At 62.7% G+C, this 21654-nt stretch carries 20 protein-coding genes; 10 read left to right on the top strand and 10 right to left on the bottom strand.

All coding sequences use genetic code 11. The features are described 5' to 3' along the window. Window positions 1-8 precede the first annotated feature (8 nt). From JKL46_RS24725 to JKL46_RS24710, 4 genes are all read left to right on the top strand, one after another. Complete coding sequence (locus tag JKL46_RS24725; RefSeq protein ID WP_201838392.1) at window positions 9-407, top strand: HigA family addiction module antitoxin; 399 nt, start codon at window positions 9-11, stop codon at window positions 405-407. After that, window positions 349-1845: an ATPase domain-containing protein gene (locus JKL46_RS24720; RefSeq protein ID WP_201838391.1), complete on the top strand. Its 1497-nt coding sequence runs from the start codon at window positions 349-351 to the stop codon at window positions 1843-1845. Before JKL46_RS24725 ends, JKL46_RS24720 begins: the two co-directional genes overlap by 59 nt. A 2-nt stretch (window positions 1846-1847) precedes the next feature. Further along, window positions 1848-2936, top strand: a complete 1089-nt coding sequence (locus JKL46_RS24715) for a sensor histidine kinase (RefSeq protein ID WP_201838390.1) — start codon at window positions 1848-1850, stop codon at window positions 2934-2936. 175 nt (window positions 2937-3111) lie between these two features. Next, window positions 3112-4497, top strand: coding sequence for an IS1182 family transposase (locus JKL46_RS24710; protein ID WP_201838389.1), 1386 nt, complete (start codon window positions 3112-3114; stop codon window positions 4495-4497). 265 nt (window positions 4498-4762) lie between these two features. Here the strand turns inward: JKL46_RS24710 and JKL46_RS36620 are convergent, their stop codons facing one another. From JKL46_RS36620 to JKL46_RS24695, 3 genes are all read right to left on the bottom strand, one after another. Further along, the gene (locus tag JKL46_RS36620) at window positions 4763-6505 is read right to left on the bottom strand and encodes an adenylate/guanylate cyclase domain-containing protein (RefSeq protein ID WP_343074110.1); all 1743 of its coding nucleotides are present in this window, start codon (window positions 6503-6505) and stop codon (window positions 4763-4765) included. A gap of 142 nt (window positions 6506-6647) precedes the next feature. Continuing rightward, window positions 6648-7169, bottom strand: coding sequence for a SixA phosphatase family protein (locus JKL46_RS24700; protein WP_201838386.1), 522 nt, complete (start codon window positions 7167-7169; stop codon window positions 6648-6650). A 321-nt stretch (window positions 7170-7490) separates the two neighbouring features. After that, window positions 7491-8033: a methyltransferase family protein gene (locus tag JKL46_RS24695; protein WP_201838384.1), complete on the bottom strand. Its 543-nt coding sequence runs from the start codon at window positions 8031-8033 to the stop codon at window positions 7491-7493. Window positions 8034-8645: 612 nt separating this feature from the next. On the opposite strand from JKL46_RS24695, the gene JKL46_RS24690 reads away from it, so the two are divergent. After that, window positions 8646-11948 (top strand): AAA family ATPase, encoded by a 3303-nt coding sequence (locus JKL46_RS24690; protein ID WP_201838382.1) that lies wholly within the window; start codon window positions 8646-8648, stop codon window positions 11946-11948. 25 nt (window positions 11949-11973) lie between these two features. Here the strand turns inward: JKL46_RS24690 and JKL46_RS24685 are convergent, their stop codons facing one another. Together JKL46_RS24685 and JKL46_RS24680 are read right to left on the bottom strand one after the other, a co-directional pair. After that, window positions 11974-12294 (bottom strand): PRC-barrel domain-containing protein, encoded by a 321-nt coding sequence (locus tag JKL46_RS24685; protein ID WP_201838372.1) that lies wholly within the window; start codon window positions 12292-12294, stop codon window positions 11974-11976. A 12-nt stretch (window positions 12295-12306) separates the two neighbouring features. Next, a complete protein-coding gene (locus JKL46_RS24680; protein ID WP_201838368.1) occupies window positions 12307-12852 on the bottom strand; it encodes a dienelactone hydrolase family protein in 546 nt (181 codons plus the stop codon). Window positions 12853-12990: 138 nt separating this feature from the next. Here JKL46_RS24680 and JKL46_RS24675 point away from each other — a divergent pair, with 138 nt between their 5' ends. Next, window positions 12991-13224 (top strand): hypothetical protein, encoded by a 234-nt coding sequence (locus JKL46_RS24675; protein ID WP_201838367.1) that lies wholly within the window; start codon window positions 12991-12993, stop codon window positions 13222-13224. Between the two features lie 214 nt (window positions 13225-13438). On the opposite strand, the gene JKL46_RS24670 is transcribed toward JKL46_RS24675, so the two are convergent. The 3 genes from JKL46_RS24670 to JKL46_RS24660 all read right to left on the bottom strand — a co-directional run bounded on the left by JKL46_RS24670 (window position 13439) and on the right by JKL46_RS24660 (window position 15861). Then, window positions 13439-14608 (bottom strand): sensor histidine kinase, encoded by a 1170-nt coding sequence (locus JKL46_RS24670; RefSeq protein WP_201838366.1) that lies wholly within the window; start codon window positions 14606-14608, stop codon window positions 13439-13441. 554 nt (window positions 14609-15162) lie between these two features. Beyond that, window positions 15163-15486: a hypothetical protein gene (locus JKL46_RS24665; protein ID WP_201838365.1), complete on the bottom strand. Its 324-nt coding sequence runs from the start codon at window positions 15484-15486 to the stop codon at window positions 15163-15165. A 30-nt stretch (window positions 15487-15516) separates the two neighbouring features. After that, window positions 15517-15861: a response regulator gene (locus JKL46_RS24660; protein WP_246529499.1), complete on the bottom strand. Its 345-nt coding sequence runs from the start codon at window positions 15859-15861 to the stop codon at window positions 15517-15519. Window positions 15862-16320: 459 nt separating this feature from the next. Here JKL46_RS24660 and JKL46_RS36925 point away from each other — a divergent pair, with 459 nt between their 5' ends. Beyond that, window positions 16321-16398 carry a hypothetical protein gene (locus tag JKL46_RS36925; RefSeq protein WP_201838432.1) on the top strand — a complete coding sequence of 26 codons (78 nt, stop codon included), beginning with the start codon at window positions 16321-16323 and terminating at the stop codon, window positions 16396-16398. Further along, window positions 16391-16939: a sigma-70 family RNA polymerase sigma factor gene (locus JKL46_RS24650; RefSeq protein ID WP_210381457.1), complete on the top strand. Its 549-nt coding sequence runs from the start codon at window positions 16391-16393 to the stop codon at window positions 16937-16939. Before JKL46_RS36925 ends, JKL46_RS24650 begins: the two co-directional genes overlap by 8 nt. Before the next feature lie 150 nt (window positions 16940-17089). On the opposite strand, the gene JKL46_RS24645 is transcribed toward JKL46_RS24650, so the two are convergent. Next, complete coding sequence (locus tag JKL46_RS24645; RefSeq protein ID WP_201838363.1) at window positions 17090-17728, bottom strand: DUF4142 domain-containing protein; 639 nt, start codon at window positions 17726-17728, stop codon at window positions 17090-17092. 539 nt (window positions 17729-18267) lie between these two features. On the opposite strand from JKL46_RS24645, the gene JKL46_RS24640 reads away from it, so the two are divergent. Then, window positions 18268-20439, top strand: a complete 2172-nt coding sequence (locus JKL46_RS24640; RefSeq protein WP_201838361.1) for an SDR family oxidoreductase — start codon at window positions 18268-18270, stop codon at window positions 20437-20439. Window positions 20440-20487: 48 nt separating this feature from the next. Here JKL46_RS24640 and JKL46_RS24635 read toward each other — a convergent pair whose 3' ends face one another. Then, window positions 20488-20766: a hypothetical protein gene (locus tag JKL46_RS24635; protein WP_201838359.1), complete on the bottom strand. Its 279-nt coding sequence runs from the start codon at window positions 20764-20766 to the stop codon at window positions 20488-20490. A 369-nt stretch (window positions 20767-21135) separates the two neighbouring features. Here JKL46_RS24635 and JKL46_RS24630 point away from each other — a divergent pair, with 369 nt between their 5' ends. Next, complete coding sequence (locus JKL46_RS24630) at window positions 21136-21414, top strand: hypothetical protein (protein WP_201838357.1); 279 nt, start codon at window positions 21136-21138, stop codon at window positions 21412-21414. The last annotated feature ends 240 nt before the right edge of the window (window positions 21415-21654 follow it).

Below are 21654 nucleotides of genomic sequence, written 5' to 3'. Positions count from 1 at the left end.
GCAGGATCATGGCTACAACCCGCGACACCTGCTCGCAGACCCCACTCCATCCAGGTGGCATGCTGCGGGATCAGGTTCTGCCCGGCCTCGGACTCTCCGTGAGCCAGGCGGCCCGGGAGCTTCACGTCGCCCGTCAGACCCTCCACCGCGTTCTTGCCGGTACGGCCGCGGTCAGCCCCGAGATGGCCACCCGCCTGGCTCGACTGTCGGGAACCGCTCCGCGGTTCTGGCTCGATCTCCAGCAACGCTATGATCTCTGGCATGCCGAGCAGGCCCTGGCCGGTGTATTGATGCTGATCCCAACTCACGCCCTGCCTCCGGCCATTCGGGCCGAGATCGGACTTCCGCATGACCGTTCAATCCAAGTCCCTGCCCAAAGCGCAGATCGGGGTAGAAGGGCTCGATGACATTCTCGCCGGTGGCCTCTCTCCGGGCCACGTTTATCTCCTGGAGGGCAGCCCCGGAACCGGCAAGACCACCATCGCGCTCCAGTTCCTGCTCGAAGGCGCGAAAGCGGGCGAGACGGGACTCTACATCACCCTGTCCGAGACCGAGCAGGAATTGCGCGAGGGCGCTGCCTCGCATGGGTGGGTGTTGGACGATGCCATCCACGTGTTCGAGCTCGTGCCGCCCGAAAGCCTGCTCGACGACGAGCACCAGCAGAGCCTGCTCTACTCGTCTGATCTCGAACTCGGCGAGACCACCAAGGCGGTGTTCGAGGCCATCGACCGGGCCAAGCCAGTGCGGATCGTGCTCGACAGCCTGTCCGAGATCCGGCTGCTGGCCCAAAGTTCGCTACGTTATCGCCGCCAGATCCTGGCGATGAAGCACTACTTCGCCAAGCAGGGCGCCACCGTCCTGATGCTGGACGATCTGACCACCGACACCAATGACAAGACTGTCCACAGCCTCGCCCATGGGGTCATTCGGCTCGAGGAGATGACGCCTGTCTATGGCGCCGAACGCCGCCGCCTACGGGTGATCAAGTACCGGGGCCAGCGCTTCCGCGGTGGTTTCCATGACTTCACCATCATCGAGGGTGGGGTTCAGGTGTTTCCGCGCTTGATCTCGGGCGAACACAAGACAGGCTTTGCCCGCAACGTGCTGACCAGCGGTATTGCGGAACTCGACAACCTGCTCGGCGGCGGTATTGAGCAGGGCTCCAGCACTCTGGTGATGGGACCTGCCGGCACCGGCAAGTCGCTTCTCGCACTCCAGTTCGCCGTCTCTGCCGTCGAGAGGGGCGAGAAGGCGGCGTTGTTCCTCTTCGACGAGGAACTCGGCCTCCTGCTCGACCGCACCAAACTGATGGGCCTCGACCTGGAGGCGATGTGTGCTGCCGGCAATCTGTTCATCGAGCAGGTCGATGCCGCCGAGCTCTCGCCGGGCGAGTTCACGCACCGGGTGCGGACGCGGGTCGATCGACATGGCGTCAAGACGATCGTGATCGACAGCCTCAACGGCTACCAGGCCGCCATGCGGGAAGAGGAGTTCCTGGTGCTGCACATGCATGAACTGCTGCAATACCTGAACCGGCAGGGCGCCTCGACCTTCCTGCTCGTGGCCCAGCATGGGCTCGTCGGCGACATGAAGTCTCCGGTCGATGTCACCTATCTCGCCGACACGGTGATCCTGCTTCGCTACTTCGAGGCCTTCGGTCAGGTGCGGCGGGCCTTGTCCATCGTCAAGAAGCGCTTCGGCTCGCATGAGAGCACCATCCGCGAGATCCGGATCGACAGCCGAGGCATTGCCGTCGGCGAGCCGCTCAAGGGCTTCCAGGGCGTGTTGCGCGGTGTGCCGGTGATGGCAAACGAGGAGCGCGCCTCCCTGCTCGAAGACCGCTGAGCATGAGCCCGTTGTTTCAACCGTATGCGACGCGGGCTCTGATCCTGGCACCCCGTGGGCGGGATGCCGCGGTCGCCGCTGACATTCTGCACTCCGTCGGGATCATGGCTGAAATCTGCCCGACCCTGCCGGCCCTGGCTCAGGAGCTTGAACGGGGGGCGGGCTTCGCGCTGATTACCGACGAGACTTTCCGCACCGCCGACCTGACGGATCTGTCCCGCTGGCTGGCGGACCAACCCGCCTGGTCCGACTTTGCCTTCGTGCTGCTGACCCACCGTGGGGGCGGGGTCGAGCGCAATCCCGCCTTGGCGCGTCTCACCGAGATCCTCGGTAACGTGACCTTCCTGGAGCGTCCCTTCCATGCCGGCACTCTGGTCAGCGTGGCCCGCACCGCCCTGCGTGGGCGGGAGCGGCAATACGAGGCTCGCGCCCGCCTGGCGGAAATGCATACGGCGGAGAAGCGCCTGACGGCCGCGCTCGACCAGAGCAGGCGTGCCGCCGAGCATCAGCAGTTACTCATTGGCGAACTGAACCACCGCGTGAAGAACACGCTTGCCACAGTGCAGTCGATCGTGATGCAGACCCTGCGCACGAACGTCACACCGGAGGATGCGAAAGAGGCAGTCCAGATGCGGTTGCTCGCCCTGTCACGGGCGCACGATGTGCTCACGCGCGAGAGCTGGGAGGGAGCTGACCTCATCGAGGTCGTCACCAAAGCCCTTGAGCCGTACCAGACTTCGAACGAGAACCGACTCCACATTGCTGGCCCCCATGTGCGGCTTACCCCGCGCATGTCGTTGGCGCTGGCCATGGCATTGCATGAACTGGCCACCAACGCGGTCAAGTACGGGGCATTGTCGAACAAGGTCGGCATCGTTGAGGTCTCGTGGACGGTGCAGAACGGGGCTGCGCCACCCCGGCTGAGCCTGCGCTGGACGGAAAGTGGCGGTCCGCCAGTGAAGGCGCCGCATCGGCGCGGCTTCGGCTCGCGTCTGATCGAGCGCAGCCTGGCGCAGGATCTCGATGGTCAGGTCGAGATCGCCTTTGTGCCGACAGGAGTTGTGTGTACGGTCGATGCCCCTGTGGCGTAGCGCGTAGCTCCGTTGTTATCAACAGCGTTCAGCGACATTGCATCTCTGCTGCGATGATTGTTCAGCATGTACTCGGAAGGTCGCTTATTGGCAGATATTGTTGATTTAGTCGGGCATTGATTGAGCCATGGTGGCGTGATTCCATCCTCTTGTCGGTTTTGCGGAGGGCAGGACGATGATGGGCATGCAAGTGGCTCCGGCGCGGCTCTTCTACGACTTCTGCCTCGACGACCATGTCCCAGCCGATCATTTGCTGCGCCGCATCGACCGCTTTCTTGACCTGGAGAGCGTCCGCACGGCCCTGAAGCCCTTCTACAGCTCCATCGGACTCCCGTCTGTTGATCCCGAGCTCATGATGCGCATGCTCATTGTTGGTTATTGCATGGGCCTGCGCTCTGAGCGGCGCCTGTGCGAGGAGGTCCACCTCAACCTGGCCTACCGCTGGTTCTGCCGCCTGGGCCTCGATGGCAAGGTGCCCGATCACTCCACCTTCTCACGCAATCGCCACGGCCGCTTCCGCCAAAGCGATATCCTGCGCCATCTGTTCGAGACGGTGGTCGAGCGCTGCCTGGCGGAGGGGCTAGTGGGTGGCGAAGGCTTTGCGGTGGACGCCAGCCTGATTGCGGCTGACGCCAACAAGCAACGCTCGATCCCGGGCGACGAGTGGAGGGCTCAGGACCATAGTGCCGATGCTCATCGAGCGGTCAAAGAGTATCTCGCCACCCTCGACGAAGCCGCCTGGGGTGCAGCCACCGACGTTGAGCCGAAGTTCGTCTCGCCCTCTGATCCGGCGGCGCAATGGACTGGCGCCATGCGGGGCCCGGCCTTCTTTGCCTATGCCACGAACTACCTCATCGATACCCGGCACGCGGTAATTCTCGACGTGGAGGCGACGCGTGCCATCCGGCAGGCGGAGGTCGGAGCTGCCCGCACGATGCTCGAGCGCACGGCTGAGCGCTTCGGCCTCAAGCCGCAGCATCTGGCAGCCGACAGCGCCTATGGCTCGGCTGACACCCTTGCCTGGCTGGTCAAGGAAAAGAAGATCGCGCCCCACATCCCGGTCATCGACAAGGCAGAGCGTAGTGACGGCACGTTCTCACGCGCCGACTTCGTGTTTGATCCTGACGAGGATCACTACACCTGTCCGGACGGCAAGCAGCTCGTACAGTACCGGCGCAGCTTCGCCGTTCCCCGCACTGGGATCACCAAGGCTGGTGTTCGGTTCTACCGGGCCAAGCAATCCGACTGTCAGAGCTGTGATCTGAAGGTGCGCTGCTGCCCCAACACACTCCGCCGTCGGATCCCGCGCAACCAGAATGAAGACGCCCGCGATGTGGCTCGTGCTTTGGCCGGCACGCCCGCCTTCGAGCGCTCTCGTCATGAGCGCAAGAAGATCGAGATGCTGTTTGCTCACCTCAAGCGGATCTTGAAGCTGGCACGTCTGAGGCTACGCGGCCCAAGTGGAGCCAGCGACGAGTTCCTGCTCGCAGCCACGGCTCAGAACCTGAGACGGCTCGCCAAGTTGCGGCCCATGCCCATCTTCGCCAGGGCAGGAGCATGATGATGCGCCTCCAACCAGTCCAAACCTGGCTCCAGAGCCGGAGCGACAAGGCGAGCACAGCCATCCCGCAGCTCTGAAAAGCTCGGTGCAGACCGTCATCGCTCCATCTGCCCGACTAAATCAACAAAATCGGCACTCCCGCGACATAAGCCCGAGGGCAGCAATCCTCGCCGATCCAGACCTTCCTCAACGTCCGGGGACGTCGCTGGCTGTCCCATGCGGACATTCACTACGAAAAGTGCATCCTCTCTCAAGCCATATTCCGTCAGAGCAGGCGGACGACGGTCGTCGCGTCTCGGCGGCCGCGCAAGGTGTAACGGTGCACCGCCTGTGCCACGACGGATCCACTTGCGGCCCCAAGTGCGGCCTCGCTCGCAAGCACGATCACCTCATCGTCCTCAGCCATAAGCTCCTTAGCGACATCTTCGATGCGCTGCGCCATGTTCACGGCATCCCCGACGATCGTGTAGTTGATGCGTCCAAGTGCGCCGATGTTACCGACGATGGCAACGCCTGTATGGAGGCCGATGCGGATCCGGACCGGCTCCAAGCCTCGCTCCCGCCGATGGTGATTGTCGGCCGTGATTGCTGCTGCCATCGCTCGCGCCGCCTGGCAGGCTCGTTCAGCTTGGTCCGGTTGATCATCCGGTGCTCCCCAGAAAGCCATCAGGGAGTCGCCGATGAACTTGTCGATGGTCCCATGCTCGGCTTCCACACAGACAGCCAAGAGGCTGAAATGCCTATTGAGGAACGCTGCCGTTTCGGGAGCCGTCAGACGCTCAGCAAGGCCCGTGAACCCGACGACATCCGTAAAGAGGACTGTGACAACGCGTTCCTCTGGAGCCAGCTTCTCATCTGCCTGTGCCATCAAGCGCTTCACCAAGTTCTGCGGAACGTACCTTTCGAACCAATGCAGGGTTACGAGAAGAGCATTGTAAGCACCGATGGCCTCGTCGACCTCCCGCAACCTGCTCCTGCCGAGTGGGCGCGCGGCTTCGAGGTCGAGATCTCGGATCGCGGCAGTTGCTTGTGCCAGGCGCAGGATCGGACGGGCGACGGCATGCCCCATGAACCAAGCACCGCCGACTGCGGCCAGTACAGCCAGGAAACCAAGCCAGGCAGCTCGCTCGAGCCGAACGACCTCGCCCGTGAGATCGGCCAGTGGCATGTAGCGACCGATCAGCCAAGGCTGTTCGCTATACCCGGTGAGCTCGCGGTAGAGGAACACATAGGCGGTCCCGTTTACATCGACGGCATGGCCGCCGCGCGATCCGAGGACAGAAGTGACCACTTCCTCGTCGTGATGTTGACCCCAGATCGATGCAAGAATTTGGTCTCCGAGCTCGGCAAGCCGCGGGAGAGGGTGATCCGGCTTGAACAGTGAAGGAGTGTGAGCGAGTGCAGAGTGGGCAAGGACAAGCTCATGTCCGTGCAGGATGAAAGTGGCAGCGCCCGGACTAGGTGGCTCATCGATCACAAAGGTCGACAGCTCCGCGACCGTGACGCCACTCAGCAGGATCCCGACGAAGTCGTCCCCATGCCAAAGAGGAGTACGAATGTTCACCAGGGGCTGGTTCAGCCGTTCACTCCACAGCAGTTCACCCCACAGCGGCTGTCCGGCGCGTCGAGCCTCATCGAACGCATCGCGCAATCCCGGAACGGTCCGCATGCTGATCGAGCGTGTGACGACGGTGTCACCTTGTCGCTCGACCCGTACCTGCCGGAGATCGGTTCGGATGATGGCGAGGGTTGCAACCTGCGGGGTTCCTGCCAAAGCTGCCGACAGATGACCAACGGAGCTGGGCTCGTCGCGCGGGTTCAACGTCCCGTCTGCAACCATGTGAGCCAAGAAGCGGGATTGGTCGCGAGCAGGCTCAAGATGCATGCGGATACGCTCGACCACGGCAGCGAGGATGCGTTCGCTGCGATTCCTAACCAACGCCGAGGTATTCTGGCGCCCGCTTTCGAGCACAAGGATGAGGGCCGCGGCGGTGACGGCGATGGCCACGGCGGAGATGCCTGCCAGCGCTAAGCGGATCGGCAGACGGTGCGGCAAGGAATTTGGCTCGTGAGGACGAGGCGTATTCAATTCTCTCGCGAGCGATGGCCGCATGCGGCGATCCTCTCGATGGTGCCGGATTTAGCAGGTATCAATAGTGCAGACGCACTACCGTGGGCGGAGCCTGCTCCCCTTGCGGCACGACGATGAAAAGGTTGTCGTAGGCGCTCCGCTCGATGGCAACATCCTGCGGATGGCCGAGGGCCTTCAGGATTGCTGGGATTGTGCTCCAGTGTCCGACGACGAGAACTCTCTTGCCCTGGTTGTCGGAGTGGAGTCGCTTGACCAACCCCTCGACATCGTCACCCAGATGAACCTGGCTCTGAAGGCCGAGCAACTGGGCCAAAGGTTCGGCGGTCTGGGCCGTTCGCAAAGCCTCACTGACGTAGATTGCGGAGATGCCACTGTCCTTCAGGCGTCCGGCCAGCATCATGGCGCGCTGTCGACCGGACTCGGAGAGCGGCGTGTCATCGCGGATCTCGTCGATGCGCAATACCGGAGGCGGGTCGCTGTGTCGGGCGATGATGATTGCTTCCTGGGAGAAGCCCGTGAGTGGGAAGATCGATCCACCTGCTGTTAGCAGGACGGCCAATCCCTTTGACGATCTTCTCATGGCCACGACCTCCATGAGTTCTAGGAACACATTCTGTTCACGCCACCTCGGGCCTGCCGACAGGCGCTTTGGCCGGTTAAGCCAAACCGCAGGGTGGCGAGCGCCAGCATGGGCAAAGCCATGCTGAGGTTAGAATATCATGGTTTCGGACTTGTCCCCAAACTCCTGTCGGCCACCAGGAACACGGCCGTTAGCACAATCACTTTAGGTCGGCAGCGGCACTTCCCGGACTGGCGATTGAGGGTCCGCATTGGCCGCATTGGCATCCATGAGTGGCTTGGAGGCGAGTGACTAGAAGGTGAAGGTTTCACCCAAGTGTCCTTAAGCCGGCGGAGTAGGGCGCGAAGAGACTGCACCCCGCCACGGCGTCAGTCGCGGCAGCCAGCGGCGCACCTCGGCGGCATAGGCCTCGTACTGCGCGCCGAAGGCGCTGCGCAATGTCGGTTCCTCGTAGACCAGCACGAAGAGGTGGGTGACGACGCCAAACGCCAGGGCGTAGATCAGCACTGGCAGGATGCCAAGCAGCAGCCCCTGGCCGGCGATCAGCGCCATGACTGCGAGGTACATCGGATTGCGCACGTAGCGGTAAGCGCCCGAGACCACCAGCGTCGTGGTGGGATAGATCGGCGCCGGCGTGCCGCGGCCCTGCCACGCGAAGCGGGCAAAGGAATCGAGCAGGACCGTGGCGCCGACGAGGATCAGAGCGCCGCCGAGCCAGCGCGCCGGCTCAAACCCGAGCAGCGGCGCCTCCATGCGCCACCCGGTGGTGTACCATGGGATGAAGACGCCAAGCAGACCCGGCGCGGCGAAGAGAAACGCGATCGAGCCGACGATGGGCAGGATGCCGCGAGAAGGCTGGTCCATGACAGGGCTCCGTTATCCCCGACTGCTATTGAAGCACCGGACGGTGGCAGTACAAGCCCTATGAGATCCGAGAATATCAGGGGCGCACTGGCGGTCCGGACGATCACGGGCTTGAGGCAGAGGAAATCAGGCCGAGGAGGAGCCGATAGAGACCGCACGAGATCGCTCTGAGGCGGCAATCGAGGGGCCCCTCCTTTTGAGGCTCTGGTAACTCTCTAAGCCGCCAGCGACAGCCCTGCCAAAAGCAACCGCTCACCGAAGGGATGGTCGCAGCCTCTGATGCTCTCAAGCGTCCACACAGGGCCTTCGGCGAACTTCCTCTAAAAACCGAGAATGTCTCTTCCTGGCACATTTGCGAAGTAGACTGAATGTCGGCTCGACAAAGGTACAGCATACTTTCCTGGAAGATCTGTAATTTCCCTGGATGACCCTAAAGAGACGTTCCGTAGTGGGCTTATGTAAAGGAAGTCGGGCATCGCCCGCCCAGCCCCACCTCCAACCGCTTCAGCGTAACGCCCTATCATCTGATGACCTCCTATGATGGCGCTCGCTGCATGAGCGGCCTCGGTGTATCCTCGCGGCAAGCTGCGGCCTCTCGGCGGGAGACAGGACGTGGATGTTGCGCAGTGGCTACGGAGCCTCGGGCTGGCGCAGTACGAGCAGGCGTTCCGCGACAATGCCGTGGATGCAGACATCCTGCCGCGGCTCACTGGTGAAGACCTGAAGGAGCTCGGCGTCCATGCGGTCGGGCATCGCCGGAAACTCCTCGACGCCATTTCACACCTCGATCGCTCGCTGGCGAACCCTGCCAACATGGGTGTGGAAGCGGAGCGGCGGCAACTGACGGTGATGTTCTGCGACCTTGTCGAGTCGACCACCCTCGCAACCACTCTGGACCCCGAGGAATACCGCGCCGTCCTCAGCACTTATCATGAAGCCTGCTCTGGAACCGTTACCGAGTGCGAGGGCTTTGTGGCGAAGTACATGGGCGACGGGGTGCTCGCGTATTTCGGCTATCCGCAGGCTCACGAGGATGATGCCGTCAGGGCCGTCCGCGCTGGTCTGGCCCTGGCCAAGGAGGTGGCCCGTGTCCCGGTTCCGCCCGGCGTGAATCCGTTGCGCGTCCGGGTCGGTATCGCCACGGGCCTGGTGGTGGTGGGCGACCTCATCGGTGCCGGTCCGTCTCAGGAACGGAGTGTGGTCGGCGAGACCCCCAATCTTGCCGCGCGGCTCCAGACCTTTGCGGCGCCGGGCGCGGTGGTCATCGCGCCGGCGACCCGGCGCCTGCTCGGCAGCGGCTTTTACCTCGACGATCTCGGCCCCCAACATCTGAAGGGCTTTGCTGCCCCTGTCGGGCTCTGGCAGGTGCTCGGCCCTCGCGCCGTCGAGAGCCGCTTTGAAGCCCAGAGGATCGCGGACACGCCCTTGATCGGGCGAACGGACGAGCTTCGGGTGCTCGCACAGAGGTGGGAGCGGGTCAGGGGTGGAGACGGGCGGGTGGCGTTGCTGTCCGGTGAGGCCGGGATTGGCAAATCGCGGGTCGCGCGCGAGTTCCGCGACCAGGTGCGGCCAGAGCCCCACAACGACGTGCAGTGCCAGTGCTCGCCCTTTTTCAGTAATTCTCCCCTGCATCCGTTCGTCGAGCGGATCGAACGGGATGCCGGGTTCCGGCAGGACGATACGCCCGGCGAGCGGCTGGTGAAGCTGGAGACCCTCCTGGCTCAGGCGACGGACGACGTCCTGACGGTTGCGCCTGTGTTCGCCGCGATGCTCTTGCTCCCCACAGATGATCGTTACGGGCCGTCGCCATACGATCCAGGACAGCAGCGGGAGCTGACGATGGAGGCGTTGATCGGATATCTGCTTGGTCTCGCCCGGCGGCAGTCACTCCTCCTGTTGGTCGAGGACGTCCACTGGGCCGATCCGACGACCCTTGAGGTGTTGGACCGACTGGTCGGCCGCGCGGCTTCCGAGCGTGTCCTGTTGCTGATCACCGCCCGGCCGGAGTTCTCGCCCGGCTGGCGCGCGCGATCGAACGTCACGGTGATCCCACTTGCCGGCCTGTCGCAGCGCCACACCACCGAACTCGCGGAAGCGGTTGCAGGGAGCGCGGAACTGCCGACGGACGTGCTCTTCCAGATCCTCGAGCGAACCGACGGCGTGCCGCTCTTTGTCGAGGAGCTAACCCAGGCCGTGCTCGAGCGCGAATCCGGCGCTGTCCCGGCCACGTTGCACGATAGCCTCATGGCGCGCTTGGACAGGGTCCCGGCCGCGAAGTCCGTGGCCCAGCAGGCCTCCGTGATTGGTCGCGAGTTCGCCTACGATATACTGGCCGACATCAACCCGCAGGGCGAACCCAGGCTGCGTGCCGCGCTCCGGCAGCTCATCTCGGCCGGGCTGGTCTCCATGCGTGGCACACCCCCCGGAGCAGCCTACACGTTCAAGCACGCGCTGGTGCGCGACGCCGCTTACGAGAGCCTGCTCAAGAGTCGCCGGCAGGAGCTGCATGCACGAGTGGCGGAGGTTCTCGGGCGAGGCTACCCCGATGTGGTTGCCCGCCAGCCCGAACTCGTCGCCCACCACCTGAGCGAGGCGCGCCTGCCGGACCGGGCGGTCGTCTACTGGCAGCGTGCCGCGGATGCCGCCGCCCGCCGGCAGGCTCACCAGGAGGCGATCGCGCACTGCATTCGGGGTCTCGAGATGGTCAGCCTCATCGCCGACCCGGCGCTGCGTGACCGGCACGAACTGCGGTTGCAGGTGCGCCTGGGAAACTCGGCCATTAGCGCCAGAGGCTATTCGGCGCCCGAGGTCGGAAAGGCGCTGTACCGGGCACGCGACCTCTGCATGGCGTTGGGCGATGAGGGGCTGATGCACCCCATCCTGGTCGGGCTCTTCTTCTTCCATGTGAACAAGGCGGAGCTGCGCACGGCCGAGCGGCTCGGTGTCGAACTCCTAGCGCTGGGGGATGCCCGGAAGGATCGCATTCTCCAAGTCGATGGCCACAAGACGCTGCTGAACGCCCGCTACAAGCTCGGGAAGTTCGTGGAGGCGCAGGAGCACTTCGAGCGAGGGATGCGCCTGTACAAGGAGGATCCCTGGCCTGCGGCCCTGATCGAGCAATTTGACGATCCCGGACCGCACCTGCTGGTGATCGGCGGATGCGTGCTCTGGGTCCGTGGGTACCCAGACCGGGCCCGTCGGGCGGCGGCTGATGCCGTCGCTCTCGGCTATCGCGGCGGGCATCACCTGAGCACCGCTCACGCGGTTCACCTGTCGGGTCACTTGGCAGAGCTCATGGATGATTGGGACGGCGTTCGAAAGGCTAATGAGGCGACCATGGCGCTTGCCACGGAGTGGGGCCTGTCCGGGCTGCGGCATCAGGTGGCCCTGCGTGAGCGCCTCGTGGCAGTGGCCCTGCACGATGACCCGGAGCAGATGGAGTACAAGCGCCGGCACCCACAGCCCGGCTTCGCACGGCCGCTGCACGACGGCGTGCTGGCGCGGGCCTACGGCCGCCGGGGGGTGCCTGAGGAGGGTTTGCAGGTCATTGGCGAGTCCTTAGCTTGGTCTGAGGAAACGGGCAGTCAGTTCTTCGACGCCGAACTGCACCGCATCCGCGCCGGATTGCTCCTGCGCATGCAGCGCACGGACCAGGCCGAACATAGCTACCGCAAGGCCCTGGAGGTCGCGCAGGAGCAGGGGGCAGGGATGTGGGCGCTCCGGGCCGCCTGCGATCTGGCCCAGATGCTGCGCGATCACGGGCGGCAGATGGAAGCTCGTGACCTCCTGGCGCCCATCCATGGCTGGTTCACCGAGGGGTCCGACGTCGACGATCTGCAAAGAGCGAGGGCGCTATTGGAGAGCCTGTCACGCCGTGCGCCGTCCACAGATGAAAGCCATCGGCAGCATCCTTGAATGCCGTATCTAGCGAAACTGATACCTACCATCTGCCGTGAAGGAGTCGTTTGGGCGAAACATAGGGTTTGTCGATGCGGGCGATCTGGTCCATTTCGGCCTGGCTGACGCGATACCCATGCAGCACAGGATCAAAGGCTAGGTTCTCCCACGGAAACACGTAGCAGCGCGTCCCGAAACCGAGGAAGCCACCCACGGCAACGTCGGCATAGCTGAGGTGTCCGCCCTCCGCCTCCCGGTACAGCCGCTCGAGCACGCCGATCCGCCGGCCCTGAGGGTCAAAGATGGCTGTGCCATTGATCTGGTCATCCCCGACAAGGATGTTCAATAGGTTGGCCTGGTTCATCCTTGATCCCGTTCAATGACTACGGCTTGAAATGCTGAGCGAGGAATTCCTCACCTGAGCCGCCGCCATCTCGGCATTCTGGGGTTCTGACCTGAGCCAGTCCGAGAACGTCGTTTTGTCCGGCATGGGTGAGTTGGGCTCGAAATTCTTGAACAGGTTGGGGGCCATCCTCTCTTCCGCGGGCGCTCCACCTGCGGACTGCTGCGCGGTGACACGAGGGCATCTCTCAGCGGCATCGGGAGCAGAGATCCCATTGATGACGAGGGTTGGAGCCGCCATGCGGGACTTCATGCCGCAAAGTGGGGAATAGACAAAGGCGACCGCAGCCTTGAACCGCTCAGGCCCGACGATGAAGGCAGTGGTGTCCGCAGGCGCAGGAATCCGCCAGACATCGCCTGTCTGGAACCCCAGCAGGCCGACACGCTGCGGGTCCGCCCAGGATTGCTTGGCGACATAAGCGAGAGCTCCATAGGTATAGGCAACGCGAGTGGCGTCGAAGGTCGGGTCGGTACAGGTGTCCTTGGTGCCGCGGGAGCCGTAGCTATCCACCAGCAGCACCGCATAGCCCTAGGACGTAAGGCGCTTGGTCCAGAATGCCTCGCGTGAGGTTTCAGCTAGGCTCCCTTGAGGGCCGAATTCGCTTGTCTTCACCTCGGGCGGCAAGCCACCGCAGTCATGGAGATAGATAACAGCCGGATGCGGACCGTTGCCGGGAGGCTTGACGACGTATGCTCGGACCTCGTCGCCACGAGGGGGCTGGAGGACCTCGCCTTTCGCCTGTGCCCGCCTCTGTTGGAATTCGCTCAGTGGAACAGCGGCGCTCTCGAAATTCACCAGTTCAGCAGCATAGCTCAAGGGCATGCAGGAGAGGCAACTTACAGCGAGAAGGAAGACATGCCTGAGAAGCATGATAGCCTCTCGAAGTTCTGAATGTCGTTCGCCTTTGTAAGCCCGGCCAGTATATCAAAGACCTAGCAGAAAGTCCTGCAATCGAAGGTCCGCCTCTGGCACGAGGCCGACGGAAGCCGAACTTCTGCAATGAGAGCGTGAAGCCGACCGTCACATGGCAGTGCTTAATGGCCGAGTTTGACCCGTTGTATGGACCAACCACTGTCTTCACATGGTCAGCCAACTCAGTGGATCATCATAGCGGCAGAGGAAACCTGACACAGGTACGCGTACCCTTCTCCACTGGCTCCCGCTCCACCTGCCCATCAAGCTGGTTGGCGAAGGCGTCGATGAGCTGAAGACCGAGCCCGCCCTTGCGAGGTGGTCCCATTCCGCGTCCGTTGTCCTCAACCGCAAGGCTGGCCTCTCCGAGCTCGGACCGTGTCGTGAAACTGACCCGGATAAGGCCCCCGTCTTCATCGAAGGCGTACTTGAGAGAGTTGGTGACCAGCTCATTGACGATCAGGCCCGCCGCCACGGCTCGATCCAGGGGGAGCAGTGCTCCTCGCTCGGCCTCAACCTCGATGCGCACCGTCTCCCGCTGCGGGTCGATGTTGGCGCACAGGGCCCGCAGGTAATCGCCGAACTCCACGTTGCTGATGCCTGCCTCGAACGAGAGCTGATCCTGAGCCAGGGCAATCGCATGCACCCGGTCCATGACGCTCACGAAGCGGTCCCGGTCCTCCTGCGTTGAGGCGTGCCGCCGTTGCAGGGCCAGAAACGAGATGATGGTCTGGAGGTTGTTCTTCACCCGGTGCTGGAACTCGCGCAGGACCACCTCGGCAAACGACTTCTCCCGCGCATATCCTGCGGCCGCCTCGGCCGCCTTGGTCTCGGTGTCCAGCCGCAGCAGGGCTACGCCCAGGATGTTGGCCATGGTGGTCAGGAAGGTCACGTCGCCCTCGTCGAAGGTGCGCGAGTCCTCCGCATCCACCTCCAGCACGCCCCAGGTGCGCCCGTCGATCCGCACCGGCACATTCAGGAGCGAGACAATGCCATGGTCGCGCAGGCTCGGGTGCATGCGGAACTCGGGATCGTTCGGGAGGTCCTCGACAATCACCGGAGCGGCAGTCTGCATCGTCCGCCCGGGAGGTGAGGCATTATCGAGGGCGAAGGTCGTCTGTCCCACCATGCCGGGCTTCCAGCCCACCCCTGCCACCATCAGCAGATCGCCGTGATCTGGCCGGTAGCACAGCACCTTCACGTGCTTGATGTGGGTGACACGGGAGACCTGGCCGGTCACGTAGTGCAACAGCCTCTCACGCGGCAGAACCTCGGAGGCCGTCCGGCCGAAGGCGGCGAGCGCACGCTGGTACTCATGCATGCGCTTCAGTTCAGGGCTCGGGCCGTCGCTCCTCCTGGGCATCGTGCCTCCTGCTCAAAGGCCCATCCAGGCTGTCTTACTGCAAGGCTGGAAAAGCCCGGCGGCTGGGTCTGGTTCCAGGACGTCTCGGCCCGGCGTAATGGCTGCCGGCCTCCGCTTCCCGGAAAAGGCGATGGCGAGGCTGCTCTGGCATGAAGGTCCAGCGGGGCGACCCCGGTTAACCAAGGCCTACTTAAGAGACGTAGCTTTTGATCCTGACCTTAGGGACAAAGACCATTGCTCCCTCATTCATCGGGCATGCTTGGCCCGGATCCCACGCGCGTGCTCTCGTTCTGGTTGTCGAAGACGAGGTGCTCGTTTGGATGACCTTCGTTGATGTGCTGGATGATGGCAGCTTCAAGGTGATCAAAGCTGCGCATTCGGACGAGACGCTGCGGGTCCTGAGTGCGGTCTCGGGCGTTCACGTCGTGATCCCCGACGTCGAGATGCCGCGGGGCAGCTTCAACGGCTTCGAGGAGGGCAGCTTGGATCGGGGCCCACGGAGAAATCCTTGCCAGCAGATACTGAGGCGATACAGCGTCAAAAGGAGCTATCCATCAGCTCTGAAGCTCTGGCGGGATGGCCGCCATCTCCTCGTGGTTATGGTCAACCGGCACAAGGAAGGCCACGAAGACGCTGTCGTCTTCCGTCTCATCGTCAAACTCATTTTCGTCCAGGCCGGGATCATTAAATAGTTCGGCTTCATGCCGGAGGGCGGGCCGGACAGTCAAAGGCGCCTTCCCATCCCACAACGGCGTGCCCCCGCTGGTCATCGCCATCAGGTCATGCCTGAACTCCGCACTTGCAAAGACATCCTGTGCCTGGGCTTCGTCAGCGTTCGTCGTGGCAATCGGGATGCCGCCGATTTCAACGGTAAACATCGATCCTCCTGCACCGGTGACGTCGCCAATTCAAGCTTCGGTTCGGTGGAGGCGGCTCAGCGTCCGGGCGAGTTCTTCCCGTGAAACGGGTTTCTCCAGCCACGGCACGCTTTTGAGTTCCTCCGGCAGGCCAGCGGTGAACGGAAGGCCCGAATAGACGGCAAAGGGTGTGTTGCGCCTCTTCAAGGCCTGGGCAATCGGCAGGACAGTGCCGTCCCGCAGCGACACATCCAACACGGCAATCTGCGGTGTGTTGTGTTCCAGCCACCGGAGGGCATCGGTACAGGACGGGAATGGGCCGGCCACGGAAAATCCAGCATCCTCCAGATACGCTTCGAGCGACATACCGATGAGCGCCTGGTCTTCAACGATCATGCAACAAGGGTTACTCATAATCACTCACCATCTCAGGTCTCGGGCAATCCAATAGAACGAAGAGAGCCCTGTCGCCGGGATATCCAACGGGGGCTCTCGCCAACACGGTGGACGCGCGAACACTATCAAACGTAACCGTGTGCCTGATTAGGTGTCCGCTCATTCACCCACGTGAATCGTGGCTGGAGTTTCTGCTTCGGATCCAGCCAGCGGCCAACCGTGCTCTCAAGCTGATCATAGGTTAATTGCGGATCTGCACCGCTCCTCTAGGAATGGATTATCGCTCTCAAGACCAGAGGAGTGCCCGTGCTGCTGACTGTACCCCGTCGCCCATCGGAGACGCCCGGAGAACTCCAGGAACCTCATGCGGCCACAAGCAAGGAACTCCGTGAGCCAAGCTTTCCGCCGAGGGTCGCCCTCTGCCTTGGTGAACGGCTGCGAGCCCATTACTCTCAACTGATGGCCGAGCCCATCCCGGAGGCCTTCCTCCAGATCTTGGACGAACTGGATCAAAAGGGGAGGGTAGATCATGGTTGACCCCGCATTACGCCAACAGATGCTGGTCGCCGTCCCGCATTTGAGGGCTTTTGCCATCTCGCTTTCCGGTGATGTCGGCTATGCGGACGATCTCGTCCAGTCGGCTCTGATGCGTGGGCTCGAATATATCGACAAGTTTCAACCCGGCACGAGCATGCAGGCCTGGCTGTTCACCATTCTGCGCAACAACTACTACAGCGAATTACGAAAATACCGTCGCGAGGTCGAGGACCCGGATGGCATCATGGCCGGGAGCCTGGCGGTCTTGCCGGAGCAGGACGCATGCCTGGATCTCAACGACATGCTAGCCGCCTTGGCCCAACTCAGTGTCGAGCAACGCGAGGTTCTGCTGCTCGTCGGTGCGGAGGGTGTGTCATACGAGGAGGCGGCAAACATTTGCGGCACGACCTTGGGAACGATCAAGAGCCGCGTGAACCGGGCCCGCACTCGGCTGGCGGAACTGCTGGACCTTGTCCCCGAGGAAGACCTCGCCCCCAACCGCGTGATCCAGGCAACCCTGGCCATGCATGTCTCATTTTAAGGTCCGGCGCCGCGGAAACCTGTTTCGGATCCGCCGCTGCCGAGGTCGCGCTAAGGCTCGCCGAACTGGCACGACGCCCAATAGAGTAACTTGCCTAGCGCCCGAATGCGTGCGGCAAGCCAAGCTGTCTTGCCGCGCGCTTCAGAAGGCTCACTTCATCTTGCGTTGAATATCCTCCAGCAAGGCAATGTGCTCGGTGATCATGCCACGTGCTAACTTCGCGACGTTCACATGTTCGCGGTTCTGAGGATTGCTTTGCAGATATTGCGTCTGCACCTGCAACAGACCTTTGTGCCCTTCTACCTGTCCCTGCAGATACTGGCGATCGAAGGCCTCACCGGATTGCGTGTTCTGAAGCTTCTGGATCATCTCCCTGCTTTGAGCATCGATCTGCATGGCTGGAGCGGCGGTTCCTGATCCAGCACTTGGTTGAGCAGCCGATCCCGTTGCCGAGGTCGCGGCAGGCTCCATCATGGAGTGAAGAACCTCGGCAAGAGTGGTCTGCTCCTGCACCTCGAAGGTAGCAAATCTCTTCAGATCGGCATCCTGCGTCTTCTGCTGCGCGATCCGGCTGGTTTCGAGAGCGACCATGCCCAGTTGCATCGTCTGCTGCATGTGCTGCATGTCGGCCTGACTCATCTGCTGCCCGCTCGTACGGCCCGCGCCGGAGGTACCGCTGGCGGAGCCAGCGGTACCCGGCTGTCTGGTAGCTGCGGGTCCGCTGGTCTGCGCCAGCGCAGGGGCGGTGATTGCGGCAGCCAAACCTGCCAAGACAAGGCGGCGATCCATGACGTCTCTCCTGCTGTGGTGACGGCACTCGACACGGCAATGGTCTGAGTGCGGCGGGATAACAACGCAGCAGAAGCGGTTTTGTTAGGAGCGCACCGCACGATTGTCTTTATGAGCGCGCCAGCATTGATGTTCCCTTGAAGGGAAGCCGCTGCATCGAATCCTCACGCATTTCTTGCCAATCGATAATGCGGCCTGGATTCAGCAGGCGCGTGAAGGCCGGGATCCTCTGTCATACTGGTTTGGATCCGCAGCAATCTGGGGGGCTGTGGATCGGGCATCGTAAAGCATGGCCGGCCTTCGTGGAGTCGATCAGTGTGAGCGCGAAGAGAGCGGCGCATCTGTACATTCCTCTGGGGCGTACTGATCAAAATAACAAATGTTAATTACTTAGCGTTATTCAGCAAAAGTGTTATCGCCTTCACACACTTAATTTCAGCTAAAGTTCCTCTGCGTGGGAACTTAGCCATTGCACTACTTGTTCACAATGCCTCTGTTCAATGGCGTCCATCGTGGCCTGCCTGAGGGGGAGAGACATTATGGCAGACTGCGCTCCGCTGGCCCTCTGGGGTGGCCTTGAATGTTCCGTCGTCCGGGTCGGCGACGAGTTTCGCAACCAGATCGAGGAGACCGGTCACTCTCAGCGCCTGACCGACCTCGATGCCATCGCAGCCCTTGGCATCCGGACCCTTCGCTATCCCGTCATATGGGAGTCCATCGCACCGGATCGTTCGGATATTTGTGATTGGAAGTGGACCGACGAGCGCTTCGCCCGTCTGCGAGACCTCGGTATTCGGCCTATTGCCGGGCTTGTCCATCATGGCAGCGGACCTGGCTACACCAGCCTGATCGATCCTGCATTCCCCACTCTTCTCGCCCGCCACGCCGAGCGTGTCGCCATGCGCTATCCCTGGGTGGATATGTTCACGCCTGTGAATGAGCCACTCACCACCGCCCGCTTCAGCGGACTGTACGGTCATTGGTATCCGCACGGACGCGACTATCAGACCTTTCTGCGGTGCCTCGTCACAGAATGCCGCGCGACGGTTCTCGCCATGCGTGCCATCCGTCGGATCACGCCGCACGCGCAGCTGGTTCAGACCGAGGATATGGGCAAGACCTTCAGCACGCCGCTGCTGCGCGAGCAAGTGGATCATGAGAACGAGCGCCGCTGGCTCAGCCTCGACCTGCTGTTCGGGCGCGTGGACCGCACGCATCCGTGGTACGAGATCTGCCTCCGCAACGGCATCGATGAAAAGGAGCTGGATTTCTTCCGCGATGGACACGGTGCGCCCGACATCATCGGCATCAACCACTACCCGACGAGCGAACGCTACCTCGACGAGGCGCTAGACCACTATCCCGAGCATTTCCATGGCGGCAATGGGCGGCAGGCCTATGCCGATGTTGAAGCCGTGCGGATGGATTTGCCGCCTGAGGAACTTGGCGTCAAGGCCCGCTTGGCGGAGGTCTGGGAGCGCTATCGCAGCCCGATGGCGGTGACGGAGGCCCATCACGGCTGCACGCGCGAGGAGCAGGTGCGCTGGCTGATGGAGGTCTGGAAGGACGTTCAGGATCTCAGGGACGCGGGCCACGACATCCGGGCAGTGACTACATGGTCCCTATTCGGGGCCGTCGACTGGAACTCCCTCCTGGTGGCGCGCAGTGGCGCCTACGAGCCCGGCGCCTTCGACGTCCGTGGTCACGAGCCCCGCCGGACGGCCATCAGCCAAGTGGCCGAATCCTTAGCGAGAACGGGCACATTCGAGCATCCCGTGCTTGACCAGCCGGGCTGGTGGCGGCGCGATGGCCGCCACTACCAGCCGCCTGCTCGAAAAGCGGGTTCTGCGACGCGGGCACGCCGTCCCATCCTGATTGCGGGGGCAACCGGAACCCTAGGGCGCGCCTTTGCGCGCCTGTGCGAGTGGCGCGGCCTTGATCACGTGCTCCTGACGCGTGGCGAGATGGACATCGCCGATCCCGCGTCGGTCGAGACCGCGCTCGCGCGGCATCGTCCGTGGGCCGTGATCAACGCGGCAGGCTACGTTCGTGTCGAGGATGCTGCCCGCGAGCGGGATCTCTGCTTCCGGGCCAATGCTCTTGGAGCCGAAGCCATTGCGCAGGCTTGCGCCCATCTCGGATTGCCGGTGGTCGCCTTCTCGTCGGACCGGGTCTTCGATGGGCGACTTGGGCGTCCCTACCGGGAGATCGATCCCGTCTGCCCGGCCTGCGTGTACGGGCAGAGCAAGTCGGAAGCCGAGCAGCGCATCGCCAGCGCTCATCCCGAGGCTCTGGTCATCCGCACCAGCGCCTTTTTCGGTCCGTGGGACCGGGCCAACTTCGTTTACCGGGTGCTGAGCGCCCTTCATGCTGGGCAGGGTGTCAATCCAGCCGAAGGCATTGTCTCGCCCACCTATGTTCCTGATCTCGTCCATGCCACCCTTGATCTCCTTGTCGACGGCGAGCGGGGCCTCTGGCACTTGGCAAACCAGGGCATGACCTCATGGGCCGAACTGGCCGAGCGCGCCGCAGCCGAGGCCAAGCTGTCCTGGCGGGCAGGACCGCGACTGGTAGAGGAGGCTGCACCGCTGACGGCACTGACGAGTGAACGCGGTCTGATCCTGCCAACCTTCGAGAGCGCCATCTCGCGCTATTTCCGGGACTGCGAGGTTGACTGGACAGCGCCCTCGATCCTTGAGGCGGCCGAATGAACGCAGGCGGCACCACGGGTTTGAGCGTGATGTCGCTTGCCGAAGACGCTACTCGGATGTGGATGCGGCGTCGCGAAACATTTCCCTGAGTGCGCTCATCAGCATCGGTTGAGCCGGCCGACCCTCGGCCAGCGTGAGAAAGTCATTGATCCCAAAGCGCTGCATATCACACGCTGCCGGGCGATCCTGATGGGGGCTCGCATGGATCCATGTGTGCTCCACATACAGCCCCGGAGCGTCGGTATCGAGAACCAGGTGCCACCAGTCGCCCGCATTCTCCGTCGGGCCATCCGCGGCAAAGGCCAACTCACGCTTGAAGATAGGCATCCGTTTCCTCCAGTGAACGATCTCCACGACTCCGGGCCATCAGTGGGACAACGATGCAGAAGCGTTTGTGGATCAGAAGCGGTCGGAATTCGTGTTCCCGGCGGTTAGACTGGCCTAGGCGAGCTTGCGGGGGCGTCCGTGTCAACGCCGGTTCGGTTTCTTGTCGCTCTCACCGCTCTCGTCGAAACAGGAATGCCAAGTCCGCGGGAACATGGGCGGAGCGCGGTTGTTTGTTGGCATTGCGAGAGAACGAAGGGCGGTGCCGGCAGGAGGTTGTGCTCGTAGTCGAGGATGAAGTGCTCGTGGCAGAGGACCTCGGCGATTTCTTCATCGTGGCCTCAGGCCTGCCGTCTAGTCGACAGGTGATAAATGGAACCAGCCAGCCAACGTACCCGGACCTGTTCATGGCATGTGATCACCCGCTTTTTGCTCAAGCTCGCTATTTTCTCGCTCATCTGCAGCATTCAGATCGCGTCAGGAGGACCAAATTTGTTCTTCGACATCGCAGTTCTTGCGGCGGGAGCTTGCATTGTCCTTGCTCTACACTCTCGTGAGCTTCCGCTCGGCCGGTCGCTCAATTACTGGGATGAAGCGCTTGTCTTCGGGCTGATCTCACATCTCGGCAAAGGTCTTCCGGGGCTCGCCTGAGGGCGGGCCACTGACCTGGCAGACTGACTGCTCTGCCCCGGGCTCTCGCCATAGGACACCGGGACTCGATCTGGAGCATGAGGCTAACAGCGATGACCCATGTTGTTCTTCTTGGCGACAGCATCTTCGACAATGGATCCTATGTCCGGCGCGGCGAGCCCGACTGTGTTTCGGCATGCAATGTTGACCCTCTGAGGTGGGGGATCGGCGTCCAAAATTGCCCCCTGCGGCTGTCACGCG

The sequence above is a fragment of the Microvirga zambiensis WSM3693 genome, from assembly GCF_016735695.1.
GTDB lineage: Bacteria > Pseudomonadota > Alphaproteobacteria > Rhizobiales > Beijerinckiaceae > Microvirga > Microvirga zambiensis.
Note: the sequence above shows the minus strand (reverse complement) of the source record. Positions and strands in the feature narration are given on the sequence as shown.

What these genes read in the sequence shown, in the direction of transcription:
- JKL46_RS24645 (WP_201838363.1), bottom strand. Translation starts at nt 17,728, where the DNA reads ATGGATCGCCGCCTTGTCTTGGCAGGTTTGGCTGCCGCAATCACCGCC.
- JKL46_RS24660 (WP_246529499.1), bottom strand. Translation starts at nt 15,861, where the DNA reads ATGATCGTTGAAGACCAGGCGCTCATCGGTATGTCGCTCGAAGCGTAT.
- JKL46_RS24725 (WP_201838392.1), top strand. Translation starts at nt 9, where the DNA reads ATGGCTACAACCCGCGACACCTGCTCGCAGACCCCACTCCATCCAGGT.
- JKL46_RS24665 (WP_201838365.1), bottom strand. Translation starts at nt 15,486, where the DNA reads ATGTTTACCGTTGAAATCGGCGGCATCCCGATTGCCACGACGAACGCT.
- JKL46_RS24700 (WP_201838386.1), bottom strand. Translation starts at nt 7,169, where the DNA reads ATGAGAAGATCGTCAAAGGGATTGGCCGTCCTGCTAACAGCAGGTGGA.
- JKL46_RS24640 (WP_201838361.1), top strand. Translation starts at nt 18,268, where the DNA reads ATGGCAGACTGCGCTCCGCTGGCCCTCTGGGGTGGCCTTGAATGTTCC.
- JKL46_RS24635 (WP_201838359.1), bottom strand. Translation starts at nt 20,766, where the DNA reads ATGCCTATCTTCAAGCGTGAGTTGGCCTTTGCCGCGGATGGCCCGACG.
- JKL46_RS24715 (WP_201838390.1), top strand. Translation starts at nt 1,848, where the DNA reads ATGAGCCCGTTGTTTCAACCGTATGCGACGCGGGCTCTGATCCTGGCA.
- JKL46_RS24710 (WP_201838389.1), top strand. Translation starts at nt 3,112, where the DNA reads ATGATGGGCATGCAAGTGGCTCCGGCGCGGCTCTTCTACGACTTCTGC.
- JKL46_RS24685 (WP_201838372.1), bottom strand. Translation starts at nt 12,294, where the DNA reads ATGAACCAGGCCAACCTATTGAACATCCTTGTCGGGGATGACCAGATC.
- JKL46_RS24630 (WP_201838357.1), top strand. Translation starts at nt 21,136, where the DNA reads ATGGAACCAGCCAGCCAACGTACCCGGACCTGTTCATGGCATGTGATC.
- JKL46_RS24720 (WP_201838391.1), top strand. Translation starts at nt 349, where the DNA reads ATGACCGTTCAATCCAAGTCCCTGCCCAAAGCGCAGATCGGGGTAGAA.
- JKL46_RS24695 (WP_201838384.1), bottom strand. Translation starts at nt 8,033, where the DNA reads ATGGACCAGCCTTCTCGCGGCATCCTGCCCATCGTCGGCTCGATCGCG.
- JKL46_RS36925 (WP_201838432.1), top strand. Translation starts at nt 16,321, where the DNA reads ATGGCCGAGCCCATCCCGGAGGCCTTCCTCCAGATCTTGGACGAACTG.
- JKL46_RS24670 (WP_201838366.1), bottom strand. Translation starts at nt 14,608, where the DNA reads ATGCCCAGGAGGAGCGACGGCCCGAGCCCTGAACTGAAGCGCATGCAT.
- JKL46_RS24650 (WP_210381457.1), top strand. Translation starts at nt 16,391, where the DNA reads ATGGTTGACCCCGCATTACGCCAACAGATGCTGGTCGCCGTCCCGCAT.
- JKL46_RS24675 (WP_201838367.1), top strand. Translation starts at nt 12,991, where the DNA reads ATGCGGACCGTTGCCGGGAGGCTTGACGACGTATGCTCGGACCTCGTC.